General features: G+C 71.7%; 22 protein-coding genes and 1 tRNA gene. 15 read left to right on the top strand and 8 right to left on the bottom strand.

Features of this window, described 5'->3' with window-relative positions; translation table 11 throughout:
• Positions 1 to 135 precede the first annotated feature (135 nt).
• Complete coding sequence (locus AB0B97_RS06275) at positions 136 to 741, top strand: TetR/AcrR family transcriptional regulator (RefSeq protein WP_234584216.1); 606 nt, start codon at positions 136 to 138, stop codon at positions 739 to 741.
• Between the two features lie 21 nt (positions 742 to 762).
• Here the strand turns inward: AB0B97_RS06275 and AB0B97_RS06270 are convergent, their stop codons facing one another.
• Positions 763 to 1,968 (bottom strand): amino acid deaminase/aldolase, encoded by a 1,206-nt coding sequence (locus AB0B97_RS06270; protein ID WP_357491127.1) that lies wholly within the window; start codon positions 1,966 to 1,968, stop codon positions 763 to 765.
• Between the two features lie 317 nt (positions 1,969 to 2,285).
• Between AB0B97_RS06270 and tmk the strand changes: the two genes are divergently transcribed.
• The 6 genes from tmk (at position 2,286) to ricT (ending at position 8,214) form a co-directional block, all read left to right on the top strand.
• A complete protein-coding gene (gene tmk / locus AB0B97_RS06265; protein WP_357492046.1) occupies positions 2,286 to 4,376 on the top strand; it encodes a dTMP kinase in 2,091 nt (696 codons plus the stop codon).
• The gene (locus AB0B97_RS06260; RefSeq protein ID WP_357491126.1) at positions 4,376 to 5,650 is read left to right on the top strand and encodes a DNA polymerase III subunit delta'; all 1,275 of its coding nucleotides are present in this window, start codon (positions 4,376 to 4,378) and stop codon (positions 5,648 to 5,650) included. The genes tmk and AB0B97_RS06260 overlap by 1 nt, the downstream gene beginning before the upstream one ends.
• Before the next feature lie 122 nt (positions 5,651 to 5,772).
• On the top strand, positions 5,773 to 6,102 hold the full coding sequence (locus AB0B97_RS06255) for a YbaB/EbfC family nucleoid-associated protein (RefSeq protein WP_007454690.1): 330 nt from the start codon (positions 5,773 to 5,775) through the stop codon (positions 6,100 to 6,102).
• Position 6,103: 1 nt separating this feature from the next.
• A complete protein-coding gene (locus AB0B97_RS06250; RefSeq protein WP_357491123.1) occupies positions 6,104 to 6,409 on the top strand; it encodes a hypothetical protein in 306 nt (101 codons plus the stop codon).
• Positions 6,409 to 7,089, top strand: a complete 681-nt coding sequence (locus AB0B97_RS06245; RefSeq protein WP_357491121.1) for a hypothetical protein — start codon at positions 6,409 to 6,411, stop codon at positions 7,087 to 7,089. Before AB0B97_RS06250 ends, AB0B97_RS06245 begins: the two co-directional genes overlap by 1 nt.
• 285 nt (positions 7,090 to 7,374) lie before the next feature.
• On the top strand, positions 7,375 to 8,214 hold the full coding sequence (gene ricT, locus AB0B97_RS06240) for a regulatory iron-sulfur-containing complex subunit RicT (RefSeq protein WP_234584157.1): 840 nt from the start codon (positions 7,375 to 7,377) through the stop codon (positions 8,212 to 8,214).
• 83 nt (positions 8,215 to 8,297) lie between these two features.
• On the opposite strand, the gene AB0B97_RS06235 is transcribed toward ricT, so the two are convergent.
• On the bottom strand, positions 8,298 to 10,034 hold the full coding sequence (locus tag AB0B97_RS06235) for a metallophosphoesterase (RefSeq protein ID WP_357491119.1): 1,737 nt from the start codon (positions 10,032 to 10,034) through the stop codon (positions 8,298 to 8,300).
• A gap of 143 nt (positions 10,035 to 10,177) precedes the next feature.
• Between AB0B97_RS06235 and AB0B97_RS06230 the strand changes: the two genes are divergently transcribed.
• Positions 10,178 to 10,254, top strand: a tRNA-Thr gene (locus tag AB0B97_RS06230).
• Between the two features lie 250 nt (positions 10,255 to 10,504).
• Here AB0B97_RS06230 and AB0B97_RS06225 read toward each other — a convergent pair.
• Entirely contained in the window at positions 10,505 to 11,557 is a 1,053-nt protein-coding gene (locus AB0B97_RS06225; protein WP_357491117.1) for an aldo/keto reductase, read from the bottom strand.
• A gap of 89 nt (positions 11,558 to 11,646) precedes the next feature.
• On the opposite strand from AB0B97_RS06225, the gene AB0B97_RS06220 reads away from it, so the two are divergent.
• Positions 11,647 to 12,252, top strand: coding sequence for a TetR/AcrR family transcriptional regulator (locus AB0B97_RS06220; protein WP_357491115.1), 606 nt, complete (start codon positions 11,647 to 11,649; stop codon positions 12,250 to 12,252).
• Between the two features lie 142 nt (positions 12,253 to 12,394).
• Here the strand turns inward: AB0B97_RS06220 and AB0B97_RS06215 are convergent, their stop codons facing one another.
• The 3 genes from AB0B97_RS06215 to AB0B97_RS06205 form a co-directional block, all read right to left on the bottom strand.
• Positions 12,395 to 13,003: a hypothetical protein gene (locus tag AB0B97_RS06215; RefSeq protein WP_357491113.1), complete on the bottom strand. Its 609-nt coding sequence runs from the start codon at positions 13,001 to 13,003 to the stop codon at positions 12,395 to 12,397.
• Positions 13,004 to 13,150: 147 nt separating this feature from the next.
• On the bottom strand, positions 13,151 to 13,681 hold the full coding sequence (locus tag AB0B97_RS06210; RefSeq protein WP_357491111.1) for a 2'-5' RNA ligase family protein: 531 nt from the start codon (positions 13,679 to 13,681) through the stop codon (positions 13,151 to 13,153).
• 16 nt (positions 13,682 to 13,697) lie between these two features.
• Complete coding sequence (locus AB0B97_RS06205) at positions 13,698 to 14,492, bottom strand: helix-turn-helix transcriptional regulator (protein ID WP_357491109.1); 795 nt, start codon at positions 14,490 to 14,492, stop codon at positions 13,698 to 13,700.
• Between the two features lie 97 nt (positions 14,493 to 14,589).
• Here AB0B97_RS06205 and AB0B97_RS06200 point away from each other — a divergent pair, with 97 nt between their 5' ends.
• Both AB0B97_RS06200 and AB0B97_RS06195 read left to right on the top strand, forming a co-directional pair.
• Positions 14,590 to 15,795 carry an MFS transporter gene (locus tag AB0B97_RS06200; RefSeq protein WP_357491107.1) on the top strand — a complete coding sequence of 402 codons (1,206 nt, stop codon included), beginning with the start codon at positions 14,590 to 14,592 and terminating at the stop codon, positions 15,793 to 15,795.
• Positions 15,792 to 15,986, top strand: coding sequence for an ATP-binding cassette domain-containing protein (locus AB0B97_RS06195; protein WP_357491105.1), 195 nt, complete (start codon positions 15,792 to 15,794; stop codon positions 15,984 to 15,986). Before AB0B97_RS06200 ends, AB0B97_RS06195 begins: the two co-directional genes overlap by 4 nt.
• Here AB0B97_RS06195 and AB0B97_RS06190 read toward each other — a convergent pair whose 3' ends face one another.
• Positions 15,987 to 16,631, bottom strand: coding sequence for a class I SAM-dependent methyltransferase (locus tag AB0B97_RS06190; RefSeq protein WP_357491103.1), 645 nt, complete (start codon positions 16,629 to 16,631; stop codon positions 15,987 to 15,989).
• Positions 16,632 to 16,784: 153 nt separating this feature from the next.
• Between AB0B97_RS06190 and AB0B97_RS06185 the strand changes: the two genes are divergently transcribed.
• Positions 16,785 to 17,189, top strand: coding sequence for a VOC family protein (locus AB0B97_RS06185; protein WP_357491101.1), 405 nt, complete (start codon positions 16,785 to 16,787; stop codon positions 17,187 to 17,189).
• Positions 17,190 to 17,269: 80 nt separating this feature from the next.
• Positions 17,270 to 17,626, top strand: coding sequence for a VOC family protein (locus tag AB0B97_RS06180; protein ID WP_357491099.1), 357 nt, complete (start codon positions 17,270 to 17,272; stop codon positions 17,624 to 17,626).
• 21 nt (positions 17,627 to 17,647) lie between these two features.
• On the opposite strand, the gene AB0B97_RS06175 is transcribed toward AB0B97_RS06180, so the two are convergent.
• Positions 17,648 to 18,265: a pyridoxamine 5'-phosphate oxidase family protein gene (locus AB0B97_RS06175; RefSeq protein WP_357491097.1), complete on the bottom strand. Its 618-nt coding sequence runs from the start codon at positions 18,263 to 18,265 to the stop codon at positions 17,648 to 17,650.
• 164 nt (positions 18,266 to 18,429) lie between these two features.
• Here AB0B97_RS06175 and AB0B97_RS06170 point away from each other — a divergent pair, with 164 nt between their 5' ends.
• Positions 18,430 to 18,930, top strand: coding sequence for a DUF2231 domain-containing protein (locus AB0B97_RS06170; protein WP_357491095.1), 501 nt, complete (start codon positions 18,430 to 18,432; stop codon positions 18,928 to 18,930).
• Positions 18,927 to 19,478, top strand: a complete 552-nt coding sequence (locus AB0B97_RS06165; protein WP_234584176.1) for an Hsp20/alpha crystallin family protein — start codon at positions 18,927 to 18,929, stop codon at positions 19,476 to 19,478. Before AB0B97_RS06170 ends, AB0B97_RS06165 begins: the two co-directional genes overlap by 4 nt.
• Positions 19,479 to 19,484 lie beyond the last annotated feature (6 nt).

Below are 19,484 nucleotides of genomic sequence, written 5' to 3'. Positions count from 1 at the left end.
TAGTCACGGACTCGTGACGTGGAGATATGTTCATCCGTCGAAGGGGGGTGGCGCCGAGTGTCCACACCAGCCGCCACGACCGGGCCGCTGCGCCGCGTACCGGTGCAGGGTCGAAGTGTCGCGCGGGTACAGCGCATGTTGGATGCCTGCGCCGAACTCGTCGACGAGGTGGGGTACGAGGGTCTGACGACGACCCTGCTCGCCGAGCGGGCCGAAGTGGCGATCGGGTCGGTCTATCAGTTCTTCCCGGACAAGCGGGCGATCGTGCAGGCGTTGACCCTGCGCACGATGGAGTCCTACCTGCAGCGGCTCGACGAGCGCTTCGCCTCCGACGAGATGACCCACTGGTGGGACGGCGTCGACGCGGGCATCGACGAGTACATCACGATGCACCGCACCGTCCCCGGCTTCCGTACTCTGCACTTCGGCGACGTGGTCGACCTGCACCTGCTCGATGAGCAGCGGGACAACAACGGCGTGATCGCCGACCAGTTGGCGCGGGTGCTCACCGAGCGCTTCGGGCTCACCGACGTGCCGAAGCTGCGCTTCGTCCTGGAGATCGCGGTGGAGGCCGCCGACGCGTTGATCAAGCTCGCGTTCCGGCGGAAGTCCGACGGCGACGAGCGGGTGCTGCTTGAGGCGAAGGCGCTGATCCGGGAGTACCTGCATCGCCAGGTCGACGGGCGCGACAGCGGTCGACCCGCCGCCGAGCAGCAGGCCGAGGCCGTCCAGCACGCCTGAGCCGGCGCGCGGGGCGGCCCGTCAGAGGAACGCGTGGCCCTCGCCCCGGTAGGTGGGCACGGTCGCCACGATCGCGTCCCCCTCGACCAGGTGCAGCTCGTTGACCCGTTCGCACAGCTCACCGGCCTTGGCGTGCCGGAACCACACCCGGTCGCCGACCTTCAGGGTGGCCGCCGCCGCGCCGGACAGCGGAGTCTGCACCTCGCCGGCGCCCTCCGTGGCGACGAGCTTCAGGCCGGCCGGCAGCCACGGCCGGGGCAACCGGCTGTCGGCGGCCTGGCCGGAGGCGATCCAGCCGCCGCCCAGCACCGTCGCCAGCTCCGGCGTCGGCCGGCGGACCACCGCGCAGGCGAAGAACGCCGCGGGGGTGGGCCGCCAGGCGCGGTACGCGTCGAACAGCGTCGGCCCGTACAGGCCCGATCCCGCGGTGACCTCGGTGACCGCGGGATCGGCGCTGGTCGCGGCCACGCTGCCGGTGCCGCCGCCGTTGACGAACTCCAGGTCGGCGTGCTCGCGTACCGCCGCCACCGCCGCGCCCCGGCGGGCCAGCAACTCGCGGTACGACCCGCGCTGGGCCAGCCGGATCGCGCCGGCCAGCAGCGTCCGCCCCGGCGGCGCGTCGCCCAGGCCGGCGATCTGCGCCTCGTACGACATGAGCCCGACCAGCCGGAAGCCGGCGCGGCCGGCGACGGCGGCGGCGAGCGCGCCGGCCGCCCGGGCGCTGTGCACCGGCGAGCGGCGGACGCCGACGTGCACCCCGCGCAGTGGTCGCCAGGAGGCGTCCAGGTCCAGGCAGAGCCGCAGTTCGGCGCGCTGCCCCGGGGCGCGGACGGCGTCGATGAAGTCCAGCTGCCCGGTGCCGTCGATCATCAGGGTGATCGCGGCGGCGAGCGTCGGGTCGGCGGCCAGCTCGGCGAGGGCCGCCCGGTCGGCGCTCGGGTACGCGACCAGCACGTCGTCGCTCACACCGGCGCGGACCAGCCAGATCGCCTCGGGCACTGTGAACGCCATGACGCCGTGCCAGCCGGGTCGGGCGAGTGCCCGGCCGATCAACTCCCGGCTGCGCACCGACTTGCTGGCCAGCCGGAGTGGTTTGCCGGCGGCGCGGTCGGTCAGGGCCGCCGAGTTGGCGTCGAAGGCGGTGAGATCCACCACGGCGTATGGGGGGTCGAGATGGGCGGTCGCCCGGTCCAGGCGGTCGCGCAGTTTGTCGCTTTCGATGGCCACGTGTGCACGCTAACTGTCCGACGGTGAATGCGAAATACCCTCGCGTACGTCCCGGGCTGCGGCCGGTGCCTCCGGCGGCCTAGGCTCAGCGAGCAGGAGAATGTCGCCGGTGGGGCGGCCCCCACCGGGTCTAGAGTGTTCCACCGGGGGTGCCCAGCGATGGGCCGGCACGTGGAGGTACGGCCATCGAAAGCCAGAACAGCGGCGAGTCGCCCGGCGTGTCGCGCGCGGGTGACCAGTCGGGCAACGCCGCCAACCAGTCCAGCTCCGGTCAGGTCGATCCGTCCGGCTACGCCGCGATCCGCTCGGTTCTGCGGATCAGGCCGTTCCGGCGGCTCTGGATCGTGCTCGGCGCGGCCTCCTTCGGCGACTGGCTCGGTCTGCTGGCCACCGCTCTCTTCGCCGCCTCCCAGGTGCAGGGCAGCACCGCCCAGGGCGCCGCGTTCGGCGGTGTGACAGCGATCCGGCTGCTGCCCGCGCTGGTGCTCGGCCCGGTGGCCGGCGTCTTCGCCGACCGGTTCGACAGGCGCTGGACGATGGTCATCTGTGACCTCCTGCGTTTCGTCCTCTTCGCGTCCATCCCGCTCTACGCCCTCACCGGCGCCGCGGGCGGTCTGGTGGTCGGCTGGGCGCTGATCGCCACCTTCCTGATCGAGTCGATCACCCTGCTCTGGATCCCGGCCAAGGAGGCCGCGGTCCCCAACCTCATCCCGCGGGCCCGGCTGGAGGCGGCGAACCAGCTCACCCTGATCACCACGTACGGCCTTACCCCGATCGCCGCCGCGATCGGCCTGGCCGTGCTCGACCGTGGTGTCCGTGGCGCCGTCGGCGGTGACCTGCCGAACTGGGCGGAACCGGCCCAGCTCGCGCTCTGGTTCAACTCCTTCTCCCGGCTCGCCACCGCCCTGGTGGTGGCCTTCGGGATCAAGGAGATCAGCGAGGCGCAACGCGGTGAGGCCGAGCGCTCCGAGCAGAGCATGTTCCGGCAGTTCTCCGAGGGCTGGAAGTACATCGGCAAGACCCCGCTCGTGCGTGGTCTGGTGCTGGGCATCTTCGGGGCGTTCGCCGGTGGCGGCATCGTCGTCGGCACGGCCAAGTTCTTCGCCAACTCGCTGGGCGCCGGCGACGCCGCGTTCTCGCTGCTCTTCGGCGCCATGTTCGCCGGTCTGGCCCTCGGCATCGGTCTCGGTCCGATGATCGTCAAGGACATGTCCCGGCGCCGGTGGTTCGGCATGAGCATCGTGCTGGCCAGCGCCGCCGTGATGACCCTCGCCTTCGCCATCCACCTGTCCATGGCGATCGTCGGCGCGGTCCTGGTCGGCGCCGGTGCCGGGATGGCTTTCCTGGCCGGCACCACACTGCTGGGCGGCGAGGTGGCCGACGAGGTGCGGGGCCGGGTCTTCGCGGTGGTGCAGATCGGCACCCGGCTGGTGCTGATCCTGGCTATCGGGCTCAGCAGCGTGCTGGTCGGCGTCGGCGGCTCCCGCAAACTGACAATCGCCGACCTCGGCATCTCCATCTCCTCCACCCGCCTGCTGCTGCTCGCCGCCGGCGCCGCCGGCATCTTCGCCGGGATCAGCGCCTTCGGCCAGATGGACGACAAGAAGGGTGTTCCCGTCCTCGCCGACCTCTGGGGCTCGATCCGTGGTCGCCCGCTGATGCCCTCCGAGCCGTTCGTCTCCGCCGGGCTCTTCGTGGTGTTCGAGGGCGGCGAGGGCGCCGGCAAGTCCACCCAGCTCACCGCGCTCGCCGAGCGGCTGCGCGGCCAGGGGCACGACGTCCTGGTCACCCGCGAGCCGGGGGCCACGGCCGTCGGCCAGCGGATCCGGTCGCTGGTGCTGGACACCTCCGGCGACGAGGCGCCCTCCCCGCGCGCCGAGGCGCTGCTCTACGCCGCCGACCGGGCACACCACGTGGCCGCAGTGGTCCGGCCCGCGCTGGTCCGTGGCGGTGTGGTGATCAGTGACCGGTACGTCGACTCGTCACTCGCGTACCAGGGCGCCGGGCGGACGCTTCCGGTCGACGAGGTCTCCTGGCTCTCCTCCTGGGCCACCGGAGGGCTCAAGCCGGACCTTGTGGTGCTGCTCGACGTCGAGCCCCGGACCGGCCTGTCCCGGGTGGCCTCGCGCAACGCGGGCGCCGACCGACTCGAGGCGGAGTCGATCGCCTTCCACGAGCGCGTCCGCTACGCGTTCCTGGACCTCGCCGCCGCCGACCCGAAGCGCTACCTGGTGCTCGACGCGTCCCGACCGGCCGACGAGATCACCGGCCTGGTGGTCCGGCGCGTGCAGGAGATGCTGGGTAAGCCGGGCGGCATCGTGCACCCCCGCCCCGCGCAGGGCCCGGACACCTCGGTGCAGCCGGAGTTATCCGACGCGGAGCTGGTGACGATGGAGCACAAGACCTGATGCCGGACGTCTTCGCCGATCTGGTCGGTCAGGACGAGGCGGTCGCCGAACTGCGCCGGGCCGCCGGCGCGGCGGCGGCCGTGCTGCGCGCCGGCGCGGCCGACCGGGCACCCGCGCTGATCGCCGCAGGCGCGGCCGGCGAGGCCGCTCCCGAGACCGGCGACACCGAGCCCGGCGTGCTGGACCCGTCCACCGGGATGACGCACGCCTGGATCTTCACCGGGCCACCCGGTTCCGGTCGCTCGGTCGCCGCCCGCGCCTTCGCCGCCGCCCTCCAGTGCACGTACGGCACCGGCTGCGGCGAGTGCCCCGGCTGCCACACCACGATGGGCGGCACCAACGCCGACGTCCGGATGGTGGTGCCGGAAGGGCTCTCCATCGGCGTCGGCGAGATGCGCGCGCTGGTGTTGCGCGCGGCCAGCACCCCGTCCGGCGGGCGGTGGCAGGTGGTGGTCATCGAGGATGCCGACCGGCTCACCGAGGCGGCCGGCAACGCGCTGCTCAAGGCCATCGAGGAGCCGCCACCGCGTACGGTCTTCCTGCTCTGCGCCCCGTCCACCCACCCGGACGACATCTCGGTGACCATCCGGTCGCGCTGTCGTGTCGTACCCCTGCGCCAGCCGCCGGCCGCCGCGGTGGCCGAGGTGCTGGTCCGGCGGGACGGCATCGCGCCCGACGTGGCGCAGTGGGCGGCGGCTGCCGCGCAGGGGCACGTGGGCCGGGCCCGCCGGCTGGCCCGTGATCCGGAGGCCCGCAAGCGGCGTGAGGCGGTCCTCGCCGTGCCGCGCCGGCTGACCGGCGTCGGCGCGGCGTTCGACGCGGCGTCCGCGCTGATCGAGGCGGCCGAGGCGGAGGCCGAGGCGTCGGTGTCCGAGTCGGACGCGACGGAACGGGCCGCGCTGGAGACCGCGCTCGGCGCGGGCGGCACCGGTCGGGGCGCGGCCGGCGCGATGCGCGGTGCCGCCGGGCAGCTCAAGGAGTTGGAGAAGCGGCAGAAGTCGCGGGCCACCAGGGCCCAGCGGGACGCGCTGGACCGGGCGCTCGTCGACCTGGCCGGCTTCTACCGGGACGCGCTCACCATGGCGCTGCGGGCTCCGGTCGATCCCGTGCACACCGACACCGCCGCGCTCGCCGGCGCGGGGGCCCAGAAGTGGGACGCCGAGGGTTCGTTGCGCCGGTTGGAGGCCGTTCTCGCCTGCCGGGCGGCGATCGAGGCGAACGTCAAGCCACGGATCGCGGTGGAGGCGATGATGCTCGCCCTCTGGAAGGGCTGACCCGCAGCTCCAGCCGGTTGTCCACAGCCATCGACACGCGCGATTGCGGTGCGGTACGGTCCGGTGTGCCGTGGTGACGGTGACGGCACGCTCAGTGAGGGGCCATCCGGGAGGAGTCGCCGATGCCGCGGGGGGAGATCGACGAGGCCTGGATCGAGGAGGCGGTGCGGCGCTACCGCCGCATCGAATCGCTGCAGGCCGAGTTCGACCAGGCCGTCTCGACAGTCGAGGTCACCGTCCGGTCGCCGGACGGGCTGGTCGAGGTGGTGGTCACCGCCGGCGGGCGGATCACCGACGTCCGGTTCCTCGGGCCGCTGCACACCCGCAGCCCACGAGACGTGGCGGGCTCGGTGCAGGCCGCCGTCACCGCGGCCGCCGACGCCGCCGAGTGGGCCCGGGAGAAGCTGCACAACGAGACGTTCGCCGCCTACCGACCGCTCGCGGGGGCCTGACATGGACGCACTGCGCGCGCTCTCCGCGCGGCTCGATGAGGCGAGCGCCATCCTGACCACGCTGTCCCACACGGTCACCGCAAGCGACCCGGCCCAGGCCGCGTTCGGCGCGGACGCCCCGGGCCGCCCCGGCGAGATCGGTCGCGCGCTGCACCGACAGTGGACCGCCGCCACCGACGATCGGGCCCGCGAGGCGCGAGCCGCCGCCGCTCGGCTCGCCGCCGCCTCCTCGGCGGTCCGCGAGGCCGCCGACCGGTACGCCGAGGTCGACCGCGCCGCCCGCCGCCGGATCATCGGGGAGCCGTGATGGACCCGCTGGACCGGCTCGCCGAACCGGGCCTCAACCTGCTCTACCGGGTGGACGCGTTGCTCGCGGCCGGCGTTCCCGAGGGGCACCGCGTCTGGCCTCTGCTGCGCCGGATGCAGGTGCTGCCGGGTGACGCCGTCCGGGGCTTCCTCGACCTGCACCCGGCGCCGCTGGCCAGCGCCGGGCACGCGGTGCGCCGGCTGGTCCGGGGGTACGACGACGTCGGCGCGGCGCTCACCGACCCGGTGCTCTGGTCCGGTCCGGCCGCCTCGGCGTACGGGCAGGAGCGCGCCGCGCTGCTGCGCCATCTCGACGAGGGTCCGGAGAGCCTGGTCGGGCGACTGGAATCCACCGCCGGGTACGCGGACGCCCTCGCCGACTGGGTGGAGGGCAGCCGCCTCGCCCTGGCCCGGACGATGGCCGACGTGCTGCGCTCGGCCGAGGCGGTGGCCGTGGTCGCCGCCACCGCCACCGGTCCGCCGACCCGCCTGACGCCGGTCGGGCCGGGTGTCGCCGACGCGGCCGAGATCGCGGCGCGGGTGCTGGCGGTGCTGTGCGTCGCGTACGACGGTGCCGAGACACTGCTGCGTCAGTGGGCGCCGAGCCTGGCGGAGTCCACCTGGCGGTCGTCGATGGACGGCCGTCCCCGCTACGACCAGCCCACCCGGGTCGGCTGGTAGCCGGTCGTCGCGTCCCCGGACAGGCCACGGCGTCGCTCGCGGGCGCCCGAGCAGAGTCGGCGCCCACGGCGACGCCGTGGTCTTCCCCCTGCACCCCCCGCAGGTCTGCCTCCACTCAACGCCGCCCGGAGACGTTTGTCCCGCACCCGCGGCCGGAATCAACCGTCCGGGCGAGGGTCAACGGCACGACGGGTGGCCCGGCAATAGGTCGAGTCGACGGTCATGGATGCCGGTGTGCGGATCGGCCGCTGCGTCCTTTGCGGTGATGCGTCGTAAGGTGGGGGGATGGGCATGCTCTGCGCGGTCAGCTTCAACCGGTACGGGCGCCTCTACTACCTCGACCCGGGCGAGTTGCGCCCGCAGGTGGGCGACCGGGTGCTGGTGCCGACCGACGACGGGCCCGAGGTGGCCGAGTGCGTCTGGGCCGCCCAGTGGGTGACCGAGGAGACCGACGGCTTCCCCCGGCTGGTCGGGCTGGCCGGTGACGACGACCTGGCCCGGGACGAGGCGCTGCGCCGTCGTAAGGCCGAGGCGAAGGTGGCGGCGAAGCGGTTGATCCGTGCGCACGGCCTGCCGATGAAGGTGGTGGCCGTCGACCACGTCCTCGGCTCGGGCGACGGCGGCGGCGAGCGCAGCACCGTCTACTTCACCGCCCCGCACCGGGTGGACTTCCGGTCCCTGGTCCGCGACCTGGGCGCCACCCTGCACTGCCGGGTCGAGCTGCGGCAGCTCTCGGCACGGGATTCGGCGCGCGTCCAGGGCGGCATCGGTTCGTGTGGCCGGGACCTGTGTTGCGCGACGTTCCTGACCGACTTCGAGCCGGTGACGATCCGGATGGCCAAGGACCAGGATCTGCCGCTGAACCCGCTGCGCATCTCGGGGGCGTGTGGCCGGTTGATGTGCTGCCTGAAGTACGAGCACCCGCTGTACCAGCGCTTCCAGGAGACCGCGCCGGCCGTCGGCAGCCGTGTCTCCACCCCCGAGGGCGACGGTCGGGTGGTCGGCCACAGCGTCCCGCGAGACGCGGTCACCGTCCGCCTGGACGCCGACGGTTCCCGCTGCTCCTGCTCCCGCGCCTCCGTCTGCGCCCCCCGCCAAGCCCACGACCAGCACTACACCCCCTAACCCCCGGGGTCATCTTGTTGATCAAGAGCTTTGCGTCATTCGGAGCCCGAATTCTGACGCAAAGCTCTTGATCAACAGGTGGGTCAGGAGAGGACGATGGGGGGTTCGGTCAGGTGGGGGGTTAGCGGGGCGCGGGGGGTCAGCCAACTGGCTGTGGGGGACTGGTCGGGGTTCACCTGCCAGTCGCGGGCCACCCGGTCCACCCCGAGCGGGTACACCGTCAGCGTGCCATCCGGGTCGATGCGCAACCGCAGGAACGACTTGGAGTCCTCGATGCCCTGCCCGGCGAACAGCTCGTTGACGTTCACCCCGAACGCACTGGCGACCAGCAGGTACGCCGCCACCAGCTGACTGGCCACCAGGCCGATGACCGGGCCGTACAGCACCGCCGCGGCGACCGCCGGCAGCGGCCACGGCCAGTCGTAGAACGGCAGCGCCAACCAGACCCAGGTGCCGCCGGCGGCCAGCGCCACCTGGGCCACGCCGTGGCTGACGCCGAGAATCCAATGCCGGACATGCCGCTTGCCACTGGCGCTGGGCGGCTTGGCGAACAGCACCGCCGCCACCACCGTCACGAGCACCATCAGCACCAGCGGGACGCTGAACAGTCGCTGGTTGGTGCTGTCGGCCCAGTTCGCCGTCGCACCCGCCATGGCCAGCATCAGCAGGGTGTGCAGGGTGCCGAGCAGCGTGGCGAAGCCGGGGTTGCGAAACGGCAGCCGGGCGAAGATGCCCCAGCCGTAGCGCCGGGAGCGGGCCGCGTCCGGATAGCGGGCCACCAGGTCGTACGGCTCTGTGCGGCTGGCCCGTCGGGTCAGCGTGTCCCGGGGCGGCACCTCGATGCGCTTCGGGAGCTTGTGCGTCGGGTACAGGTACGCGCCGCCGCCGCCACAGGTGATCAGCTGCCGCTCCGGGCCGGCATAGCGGGCGTAGTGGTGCAGGTCGCCGGAGAGCAGCAGACGCACCTGCGCCCCGGTCGGATCGATGATGGTCCGGATGAAGTAGTCGATCGAGTCGTACGCCGTGGGGATGTCGGCGGCCTTGACCCACGTCGGCGACGGCGCCGCGATGATCACCTTCGACTCGGGGGTGAGTCGCCGGGCCACCTCGTCGAAGTACGCCAACTGTGGGTCGTCCAGGTATGAGCCGGACTGGTCGTCGACGCCCAGCAGCCACCAGCCGGCCGGCAACTCCACGGCGAAGTACGACCGCGACTGCCCGGTGCGCCAGCCGGCGAAGTTACGGTCCCGGGAGCGGACGAACAACCGCAGGAAGGCGGTCAGGCCGTCGTACCAGTCGTGGTTGCCCGGCACCGCGAACAGCGTGGGACCCTCGGGCGGGGTCGCCGGCAGCGCGGCCTGGTACGGCCCCTTGCACCGGTTCTCGTACTCCGCGTAGGCCGCCGACGGGTACACCTGGTCCCCGCCCATCACCAGGGTCTGCCCACGGGGCAGCCGGTGCCCGTCCACGGTCAGCTCCGGCTGCGCCAGCAGGTACGCGACGGAGTAGGTGGCGTGGAAGCCGTCACCGAGGTCGGCCACGTAGTCGAGCCAGAGTCCGCCGTCCGGCCCCGCCTGGCGGAAGATGCCGTCGCCGAAGGCGTTCTGCAACTCGCGCTTGTCCAGGTACGCCCCGAAGAGGATCGCCAACAGTGTCCGGATGCCGGTGCTGATCAGCAGGAACGGCGCCAGCCAGGGCACCGGCTTGCGGGGGGTGAAACCCAACTCCAGGGGGTCGGTGGAGCGCGGCCGGCGAGGGGCCCGCTCCCCGTCGGGTTGCTCGCCCGCCGGGGTCTGGTGATCGTCGCGTTCGTCACTCACGCGCCGCAGCGTAGTACCGGTCCCGCCGAGGCGCTGTCCGGTAATTAGCCAGATGGCGGTGGTTGTCCGGTTGGTGCCGGCGGCGGCGCGGGGGTATCCCGCTCGGTCCGGAGCCGGGGGGTGCCGTACACTTGCTGATCGTTGCCGCCTTAGCTCAGTCGGCTAGAGCGACGCACTCGTAATGCGTAGGTCGACGGTTCGATTCCGTCAGGCGGCTCCACGGAAAGGCCCAGGTCACCGGCTTCATCGCCGATCATGACCTGGGCCTTTCGCTGTGCCGCCAAGGAGGCCAGAGCCAGTCCAAGGAGGGCAGCCACCTGCTCTGTCGTCGGCAGCTCGCCAGCCACGCACTCGATGAAGGATTCCGCTCGATGAAGGACTCCGCGATCTCCCAGAGCGGTCTTTCGATTGGGCTCCGAGGCCAGACGAAGGTGGCAAGACGCTCTTCGTCTTCGACGGGGGCGTGCTGATCAGGCGGCGCCACGCTCACTGACCGGCCGCCGGCGCAGGTTCGGGTTCAGCAGGGCCGGGGGCAGGTAGGCCTGGTCGAGCCGGGTGACGTCGGTGCCGGGCGCGACGATCTCGTCGATCCGGTCGAGGATCTCGTCGGTGAGCGTGACGTCGACGCCAGCGAGCAGGTTGTCGAGGTGCTCCATCGTGCGCGGGCCGAGGATTGCGCTGGTCACGCCCGGGTGTGCGATGGCGAATGCCATGGCGAGGTGGGTCAACGGCATGCCTGCCTCGTTGGCGAGCGGGATGAGCTGCTCGACGACGTCGATCCGGCGCTCGTCGGTGAGGTGCCTGGAGAAGCGGGCGCGGCGCAGGTCGTTCTGCTCGCCCTTGCGGACCCGGCCGGTGAGCATTCCCTGCCCGAGCGGGCCCCACACCAGCGTGCCCATCCCGTAGCGCTGCGCGGCCGGCAGCACCTCGCTCTCGATGCTGCGGTTGAGGATCGAGTAGGGCGGCTGCTCGGTGTGGAAACGTTCCAGCCCGCGCCGCTCGGCGACCCACTGGGCCTCGATGATGTCGGATGCGGGCATCGTGGACGACCCGATCGCCCGGACCTTGCCACTGCGGATCAGGTCGGAGAGCGCGGAGAGCGTCTCCTCGATGTCGGTGTCGGGGTCCGGGCGCTGGATCTGGTAGAGGTCGATGTGGTCGGTCTGCAGGCGGCGCAGCGAGTCCTCGACCGCGCTCATGATCCAGCGGCGGGAGGCGCCTCGCTGGTTGGGGTCGGTGGCCGTGCCCGGCGTCCGGGGCAGCGCGTTCAGCCTGGGAAGGCCCACCTTGGTCGCGAGGATGACCTTGTCGCGGCGCCCCTTGAGGGCCCTGCCCACGATCTCCTCCGAGTCGCCGTAGGCATCGGCGGTGTCGACGAGGTTGATCCCCGCGTCCAGCGCCCTGTGGATGACCTTGATCGAGTCGTCAGGGTCGGGGTTCCCGATCACCGTGGCGAACATCAGCGTGCCGAGCGCGTACGGGCTGACCTTGATGCCCGTCCGGCCCAGGGTGCGGTACTGCATGAGCGTCTCCCTGCGGTATCGTCGTTATCTGGAAACTCTTTCCGGAACTATACGGAAAGCCTTTCCGGAACAGCAAGGGAGGCGCAGCCATGTCCGACAACACGGCAGATTTCAGTGTTCGCGATCGCGCCCCGCGCCGGCTGCGCACCGACGCGCGCCGCAACATCGAGTCCCTGCTCGAAGCGGCTAAGACGGTCTTCAGCACCGTCGGCGTCGACGCCCCCGCCAAAGAGATCACCGATCTGGCCGGCGTCGGCGTCGGCACGCTCTACCGGCACTTCCCGCAGCGCTCGGACCTGATCAAGGCCGTCATCGAGCGCGAGATCGACGCCTGCGCCGACGCTGCCCCGGCTCTGGCCGCCGCGCACGAGCCGGGGGTCGCCCTCGCGAAGTGGCTCGACCGGTTCACCGCGTTCGTCGCGACCAAACGCGGATTTGCCGCAGCCCTGCACTCCGGCGATCCGGCGTTCGACGGCCTGCCCGGATATCTCCTGCAGAAGCTGGGACCGGCCCTCGAGTCCCTGCTCGACGCCGCGACGGCCAGCGGCGAGGTCCGGGCCCGGGTCGGTGCCCAGGACCTGCTGTACGCCGTTGCCAAACTGTGTGCGCCCATGCCGGACGAGGAACCCGACTACGGGCGGCGCATGGTCGCGCTCCTCGTCGACGGACTGCGGTCCGGCGAATCCCCGCACTGAGACACCAGTCGACTCGCGCGGAGTTGAACGAACAGACGTCGGGCGGTGCGGCAGCACGAGCATCGGCGCGGGTCGGCCCTGAAGGTCATTCGATTCCGTCCGGCAGCTCCGCTCGAACCGGGTCTCAGTTCCGCGCCGACGATCAGCCGCGCGCCGGGGGGTCGTTGGCCCACGGCGAGTGCGGGTGCGCGGTACGGATCGCCATCCGCAACCACCGGCGTTGCTCGGGGAGTAACAGGCGGTCGGCGATGCTCAGGTCATGCTCGTCCTGCGGGCGTGGATCTCGCGCCTTCCACAGGAGTTGAGTGGCCAGCGTTCCGGTCGGTACGCCACGGACAGTCGCGACGGCCGAACTCCACCCGAGACTGATCCGTGGATCTCTGCGGTACCGCCTGACCGACTCGTCGCCGTCCTCCACGTTGACCTGAAGGACGAAACGATCGCGGTTCTCGTCGTGTATCCAGATATTGCGCAGCTCGGGGTCGTCAAGGTGCTCCGTCAACGGGAGAAGACGCCCGCTCATGGCCGCGATCGGCCGCAGCTGGGCGGGCATGCTGCCGAGCAGGGCTGGGAGCCCCGGCCGGAGGGTGCTGACGTCGATGTCGCCGTGCTGGCGGCTGACCGCGCCCAACCAGTGGTCGATGGCCCATCCACCGGAGAGCCACCAGCGGGCCGGACAGCGGCCGAGCAGCGAGCAGACGTCGGTGATGGAGAGCGCCGCCCAGACGTGCCGTTGAGGGTCGTACCGCACGCCCCCAGGCTGGCACCGACTCACACCGGACGCCAGGCTCCGCACCCGGGCCTGCTGGTAGCGCAGGTGCCGACCCACCGGGGTACGCCTGCGGTAGCGCCTCTGACAGAGGGGCTGGCCCGGTACGCGGAGGACTGCCGAACGTACTCAGCGATCCGCCCCCAGCGGAAACTCGCAGACGGTACGCCATGGGCTCAGGCCCGGCGTTCCGGCGATGAGTCGCACCATGTCGACGGCCGCGTTGATCGGCAGCTGCGCGGAGACCGTCTCGGCGGCGTGGCTCAGGGTGGGCTCGGGGGCGTCGCTACCGATGGTCAGGTGCGGCACCACCTCGGTGTGCGCCCCGGCATAGGGGGCGGTCTCGGGAAACCGCTGCCACACCGCCGCGGTGAGGTTCCGGAACGGACGGTCGGGCTGCGGTGCGAGCCATACGACCGTGTCGCCGAACCAGCCGATGTGAGTAAACGCAACCTCGAACCGCGGTATGCCGGCAATGGCCTTGCGCAGTACTGCCAGGACCTGGTCGCTGATCTGCTGCGGAGGCAGGAACGGGTAGAGGACTGTCACGTGTGCCGGCACGCCCCAGGAGGCAGCGGGGTCGAGGGATTCCCGAAACCGGCCCACCGCTTCCTCGGCCTCGGGTATCGGCACGATGAGCGCCGTCTGTGTCGGTTCCATCCCGGCAGTTTCCCGATCACGGCCGGTGCTCGTCCACGGGGTTTCGCCACCGGTGCTGCGTAGCGCCCGTCGGAGGAGAATCGCGCCCCTGCCGGCTCCGGCAGTACTCGCCCGGCGTCATCCCGAAGTAGGCCCGGAACGCCTGAATGAAGGCGCTGGGGCCGCTGTAACCACTGGCCGCGGCGGTCGTGGTCACCGATTCACCCACGGCGATCAACGTGAGCGAGTGATGCAACCGCAGCTGCGTCCGCCAGTGCGGGAACGACATTCCGGTCTGCTCCCGGAACAGCCGGCTGAGGGTACGCGCGCCGGCTCCCACGGCAGTGCCCAGCTCGCCGAGGGTGCGACGGTCGGTGGGGTCCTCGAGCAGGATCTCGGCAAGATCCCGCAGCCGGGAATCGGCCGGGTACGGCAGGCGAAGGCGCAGTGTGGTCGCACGTCGTAGCTGGTCGAGCGCCACGCGTTCGAGGTTGTCCCGTTCGTCGTCGGTCAGCTCCTCGCCGTCGGTGAGGCTGACGATCACCTCGCGCAGCAGCGGCGAGACGGCCAGGGCGGTCGGTTGATCCACGCCCATCGGATTCAGTGGGCGATCGAACATGATCGCGCGCATGTCGGTGGGCCCGTACGCCCGATGGGCGTGGGCGACCCCGGCCGGAATCCACACCGCCCGGTCCGGTGGCACCGTCCACATTCCCGTCGGCGTCGACACGGCCAGCACTCCGTTGCGGGGGCAGACAAGCTGGTGGCGTCCGTGGTGGTGCCAGTCGATCCGGTCACGGTCGGCCAGGGGTACCCGGGCGGGACCGTCCACATCTTGGCTGCTTGGCGACATAAGTCGGCAGGATATCGATAGCCGGCAACTGGGACGCTCGGGCATTCTTCCTCCGACACCCGCAACGAGAGAGCTGATGGTGGCGGAGACAAGCAGCCGAGCGAACCCGGCCAACCCCGAGTCGGTGCTGGCACTGGCCGAGGAGCTGGACAGGCAACCGTCGGCGTGGCGGCGGATGCGACTGTGGGGCGCGGCCCACGCGGTCGACGACCTTTATCAGGGTCTGGTGCCGGCCTGCGTCCCGTATTTCGTACTGGACCGCCATTACAGCTACGTCGCCGCAGGGGGGCTCACGCTCGCCGCGACCCTGGGCAGCTCGGTTCCGCAGCCCTTCATCGGTGTCGCCGTCGACCGTTATCGGCTGGACTGGCTGGCCGGGGCGGGAGTAACGCTCGCCGGAGTCGGGCTCGGCCTGTCCGGTCTCGTGGACAGTTACGTGGCGGTCTGGCTCCTGCTCTGCGTGTCGGGATTCGGCGTGGCGATGTTCCACCCGGCCGCCGGAAAGTCGGCACGGGTGGCGGCGGGCGACAGTGCGACAGCGATGAGCATCTTCGCCGCCGGGGGCAGTGTCGGGTTCTTTCTGGCGCCGGTGCTTGCCACTCCCGCACTGATCGCGATGGGCGTCGGAGCGACCGCGCTCTTCATCCCGCCGGCCGTGCTCATGGGGTTCCTGCTGTACCGGAACCGGCTGCGGCGACCGGCCGCGCGCACCGTCTCGCACAACGGCCGGGACCGCTGGGTCCCCTTCCTGGTGCTGACCTGCATCGAGACCGTCAGGTCGGTCGCCTTCTTCGGCGCGATCACCTTCATCGAGTTGTTCTGGATACGCCATCTGGGCGCGGGCCGGAGTCTCGCCGGGGCGGCGCTGGCGTGCTTCCTGGTCGGCGGAGTGGCCGGGACTCTGCTGGGGGGTCGGATCGCCGACCGCGTCGGGATGGTCCGCACCGTGCAGTTCGGCGCGATCGTCGCCGTTCCCGCACTCGTCGGCCTGCGGCTCACGCCCGGGGAGTACCCGCCGCTCGTCTTCGCCGTGCTCGCTGGCATCGCCCTGAACATCCCGTTCGCCGTGCTGGTCAAGCTGGGCCAGGACTATCTGCCGTCGCGGCCCGGCACGGCGGCGGGCGTGACCCTCGGGCTCGCCGTGAGCATCGGCGGCCTCCTCGCGCCCGTCCTCGGGGTGGCGGCGGAAGCCTGGGGCCCGCAGGGCGTGTTCACCATCATCTGTCTGATCCCCCTGGTGGCGCTGGCCCTCGGCGTGTTCCTCACCGAGCCGCAGAAATGACGGGGTACGCCGACCCGGGCGACACGGTGATCGAGGCCCGGGACGTCGATGTCGTGCGGGAGGGTCGCCTGCTGCTCGCGGATGTCAGCGTCACGATCCGCGCCGGGGAGCACTGCGCACTGATCGGGCCCAACGGTGCGGGCAAGAGCACGCTGCTCAGCGTGCTCGGCGCCGACCGGATCCGCGGGTGATCAGGGCTCTCGTCGACCGAAGGTGATGCCGCCGAGCTTGCTCTCGGGTGAGATGACTGTCATCTCGGCCTCGACCGCGAACCCGTTGTCGCGTAGCCAGGCGGCGACCTGCGCCGGCCGGCGGCGGTGCACGCGGATCCTCATGGGGTGACCGCCGTACCCCTCGGTCTTGAGGGTCGTCTCGTCGCCCACGTGGTAGCCGACCAGCAGCGGGCCTCCGGGGCGCACCACCCGCCGGAAGTGCGCGAGGACCTGACCGAGCCGCTCGTCGGGAATGTGGATGAGCGAGTACCAGGCGATCAGGCCGGCCACCGAGCCGTCGGGCAGGTCGAGATCGGTCATGGAGCCGACCTCGAATCTCAGGTCGGGGTGCTCGTGGCGGGCCACCGCGATCATTCCGGGGGAGAGGTCGATGCCGAAGGCGGCGATGCCCAGCTCGTTCAGGTGCGCCGTGATGCGACCCGGTCCGCAGCCCACGTCGGCGACCGGGCCCCCGCCTGTGGCGCGTACGTGGTCGGCGAACAACGCCAGAGCTGCCCGCTCGTAGGGTGCCTGTGCCAGGAAGTCGCGGACCAGGTGCGCGTAACTGACCGCGACCGTGTCGTAGGACGTGCGGGTGTCTGCCAACCAGCCGTCGACACTCATGGCGGCCACGCTAGAGGGTCATGCCGGGGGCGGGCATCCGGCGCCACCGGTTGTCGATGCGCTACGAGTGTCAGCCCCGCTGTCCATACTGGAAATGCGGTCCTCATCCCCGAGCCGGTGGCCGTGTCCGACCGACCTGTGGAGGTGCCGTCCATGCCAGCCGCACCAGTGATCATCAGCCTGCCGATCGCCGATCGTCCGACCTCGTACCGCTTCTACCGCGACAGCCTCGGCCTCGAAGCGGTGGGTGAGCTGGCCGACGACGGCATCCCGGAGCCGTTGCAGTTCGTGGTCAACGACGGGCTGCGCCTGATGCTCATCCCGACCGGCGGCTTCGGTTGGGTGATCGGCGGACACGAGGTCGCCCCGCGGGGGCAGAGCGAGTGCCTGCTCGGCCTCGGGGCCGCCACCGTGGCCGAGGTGGACGCGGTCGTCGAGCGGGCGCGCGTCGCAGGCGGCGAGGTCGTCACCGAACCGACCGCACAACCATGGGGGTACGCGGGCGTCTTCGCCGATCCGGACGGCCACCTGTGGATGGTGTCGGTCACCCCGGAGTGACGTCCGGCAGGATCAGAGTCCGTAGTCGGACGCGGTTTGCCGGGAACGCCGCGGCGAGCCTGCGCCGTTAGGGTGACCTGGTGACGGTACGGGGGTTGCGGCGGATCATCGTGTCGGTGGCGGATCGGGAGCGCGCGCTGGCGCTCTACCGGGATGCGTTGGGGCTGACCGAGAAGTACGGCGCCGGTGAGATGGTGGCCCTGGCCGTTCCGGGTTCCGAGGTCGAGCTTCTGCTGCACGAACGCCCACCCACGCCCGGCTTGGCCGGCGTTGCGGTGAGCTTCCTCGTCTCGGACGTCGACGCGGCGACCGCTGCGGCGGTGAAGGCGGGTGCCCAGGTCGTTGACGCGCCAGCTGATCAGCCCTGGGGCGAACGACAGTCGGTGCTCACCGATCCGGACGGCCATGTCCTCTGCCTGGTGACGCCAGCGGCCTGACCGCCCGCCGGCCGGGGTCGGTCAGGTGTAGATCTTCCTGGCGTACTCCGGGCCGTAGTGCCTCTCCAGGTCCTCCAGGCTCTCGGGCGGCGCCTCGACCTCCTTGATCAGGCGTGCGCGGGTCGGCAGCACGTCGGGCTGCCAGGTCTCCGGCTGCCACAGCGCGGACCGCAGGAACGCCTTCGCGCAGTGGTAGAAGATCTGCTCGATCTCCACCACCACGGCGAGCACCGGCCGGTGCCCCTTGACGACCATGTCGTCGAACCAGGGCGCGTCGCGTACCAGTCGGGCCCGCCCGTTGATGCGCAGCGTGTCGGTGCGACCGGGGATCAGAAAGAGCAGCCCGACGTGTGGGTTGTCCAGGATGTTGCGGTAGCCGTCGGCCCGCTTGTTACCCGGCCGCTCCGGCAGCGCGATTGTCGTGTCGTCCAGCACCAGCGCGAATCCGGCCGGGTCGCCCTTGGGCGAGACGTCGCAGGTGCCGTCCGCGCCCGCCGTCGCCACCAGGCAGAACGGCGAAGCGGCGAGCCACTGCCGGTCCCGCTCGTGCAGGCGGGCGCGGTCCTTGGTGGCGGCGCGTACACCCGGCGTCCCGAGCAGCTCACGCAGTTCCTCGTGCGAGGTGATCTCCACCGTCACGCGATCCTCCCCCAGCCGTTGACCCGGGTGGCGGCGCCACCGTCGCCAGCCTAGGCCCGCGTGGCCAGCGCGAGGTTTGCCCCCGGTCGCCCGGGGTACGGCCTCACCCGACACGCCCGCCGCTCATACCGTCCGCAGGAAAGCCGACCAGTGGAGGCCGGGAGATGGAGAGCCGACTCAAGGTACTGGGTCATCCAGTCCATCCGATGCTGGTCATGTTCCCGGTCGCGCTGCTGGTCACGGCGGTGCTCTTCGACATCATCGACACGGTCGGCGGGCCCGACTTCCTCGGCGAGGTCGCGTACTGGAACATCACCGTCGGCCTGATCGGCGGCCTGCTGGCCGCGGCGGCCGGCTCGTTCGACCTGCTGGCGATCCCGACCGGCACCCGCGCGAAGCGGGTGGGTCTGCTGCACGCGGGCGCCAACCTCGCGGTGATCCTGCTCTTCGCCGCCGTGTGGGCGGTCCGGCTCAACGCCGATTCGCGGGCCGCCGGTGGCGCGCTGATCGCCATCGAGGTGGTCGCGGTGGCGATCCTCGGCATCAGCGCCTGGCTGGGTGGCGAGCTGGTCGACCGGCTCGGTGTGGGCGTCGACCGGGACGCCGGTCTGGATGCGCCCAGCTCACTGCGGCCCACCACCCAGCGGATCGGAGACGTGCGATGAGCGAGCAGCAGCAGCCCGGCGGGTTCGGCCGGGGGTGGCGTGGCCGGCAACAGGGCTGGGACCCGATGGGCGAGTTGCAGTCGCTGCGCGCCGAGCTGAGCAGACTGGTCGGCGGTCGGGCCGGGTCGTCCGACGTCGAACTGACCGAGACGTCGGACGGCTGGCAGGTCGTCGTCCGGCTGCCGGGCGTCGCGCCCGAGGAGGTGGCCGTCGAGCTGGACGACCGCGAGCTGTGCGTACGGGCCCGCTCCGAGGCGGAGGTCAACGCCGAGCAGGGCATTCCCGGTGGCTTCGAGACGCGCGGTTTCGAGTACCGCATCGACCTGCCGTCCCGGGTCGACCCGGACGGCATCGACGCGGTCATGGACCACGGGCTGCTGCGCGTCCGCCTGCCGCGGGCGGCCCGGCCCACCGCGCGCACCATCACCGTCGGCCGCACCGGGCCGCGCTCGGCCGGCCCCTCCGCTGGTACGCCGATGCCGGCCGATCCCGCCGCGGACCGGGAGCTGCACCACCCGGACACCGTCGGCGAGATCGACCGGTCGTAGCGCGCC

Source organism: Micromonospora sp. NPDC049004 (assembly GCF_040649315.1).
Lineage (GTDB): Bacteria > Actinomycetota > Actinomycetes > Mycobacteriales > Micromonosporaceae > Micromonospora.
Note: the sequence above shows the minus strand (reverse complement) of the source record. Positions and strands in the feature narration are given on the sequence as shown.

Excerpts from the sequence above, each read along its gene's own strand:
- AB0B97_RS06195 (WP_357491105.1), top strand. The coding sequence starts at position 15,792 with ATGACGGGGTACGCCGACCCGGGCGACACGGTGATCGAGGCCCGGGAC.
- AB0B97_RS06165 (WP_234584176.1), top strand. The coding sequence starts at position 18,927 with ATGAGCGAGCAGCAGCAGCCCGGCGGGTTCGGCCGGGGGTGGCGTGGC.
- AB0B97_RS06225 (WP_357491117.1), bottom strand. The coding sequence starts at position 11,557 with ATGCAGTACCGCACCCTGGGCCGGACGGGCATCAAGGTCAGCCCGTAC.
- AB0B97_RS06170 (WP_357491095.1), top strand. The coding sequence starts at position 18,430 with ATGGAGAGCCGACTCAAGGTACTGGGTCATCCAGTCCATCCGATGCTG.
- AB0B97_RS06275 (WP_234584216.1), top strand. The coding sequence starts at position 136 with ATGTTGGATGCCTGCGCCGAACTCGTCGACGAGGTGGGGTACGAGGGT.
- AB0B97_RS06200 (WP_357491107.1), top strand. The coding sequence starts at position 14,590 with ATGGTGGCGGAGACAAGCAGCCGAGCGAACCCGGCCAACCCCGAGTCG.
- AB0B97_RS06260 (WP_357491126.1), top strand. The coding sequence starts at position 4,376 with ATGCCGGACGTCTTCGCCGATCTGGTCGGTCAGGACGAGGCGGTCGCC.
- AB0B97_RS06210 (WP_357491111.1), bottom strand. The coding sequence starts at position 13,681 with ATGGAACCGACACAGACGGCGCTCATCGTGCCGATACCCGAGGCCGAG.
- AB0B97_RS06250 (WP_357491123.1), top strand. The coding sequence starts at position 6,104 with ATGGACGCACTGCGCGCGCTCTCCGCGCGGCTCGATGAGGCGAGCGCC.
- AB0B97_RS06255 (WP_007454690.1), top strand. The coding sequence starts at position 5,773 with ATGCCGCGGGGGGAGATCGACGAGGCCTGGATCGAGGAGGCGGTGCGG.
- AB0B97_RS06185 (WP_357491101.1), top strand. The coding sequence starts at position 16,785 with ATGCCAGCCGCACCAGTGATCATCAGCCTGCCGATCGCCGATCGTCCG.
- AB0B97_RS06245 (WP_357491121.1), top strand. The coding sequence starts at position 6,409 with ATGGACCCGCTGGACCGGCTCGCCGAACCGGGCCTCAACCTGCTCTAC.
- AB0B97_RS06220 (WP_357491115.1), top strand. The coding sequence starts at position 11,647 with ATGTCCGACAACACGGCAGATTTCAGTGTTCGCGATCGCGCCCCGCGC.
- AB0B97_RS06190 (WP_357491103.1), bottom strand. The coding sequence starts at position 16,631 with ATGAGTGTCGACGGCTGGTTGGCAGACACCCGCACGTCCTACGACACG.
- ricT (WP_234584157.1), top strand. The coding sequence starts at position 7,375 with ATGGGCATGCTCTGCGCGGTCAGCTTCAACCGGTACGGGCGCCTCTAC.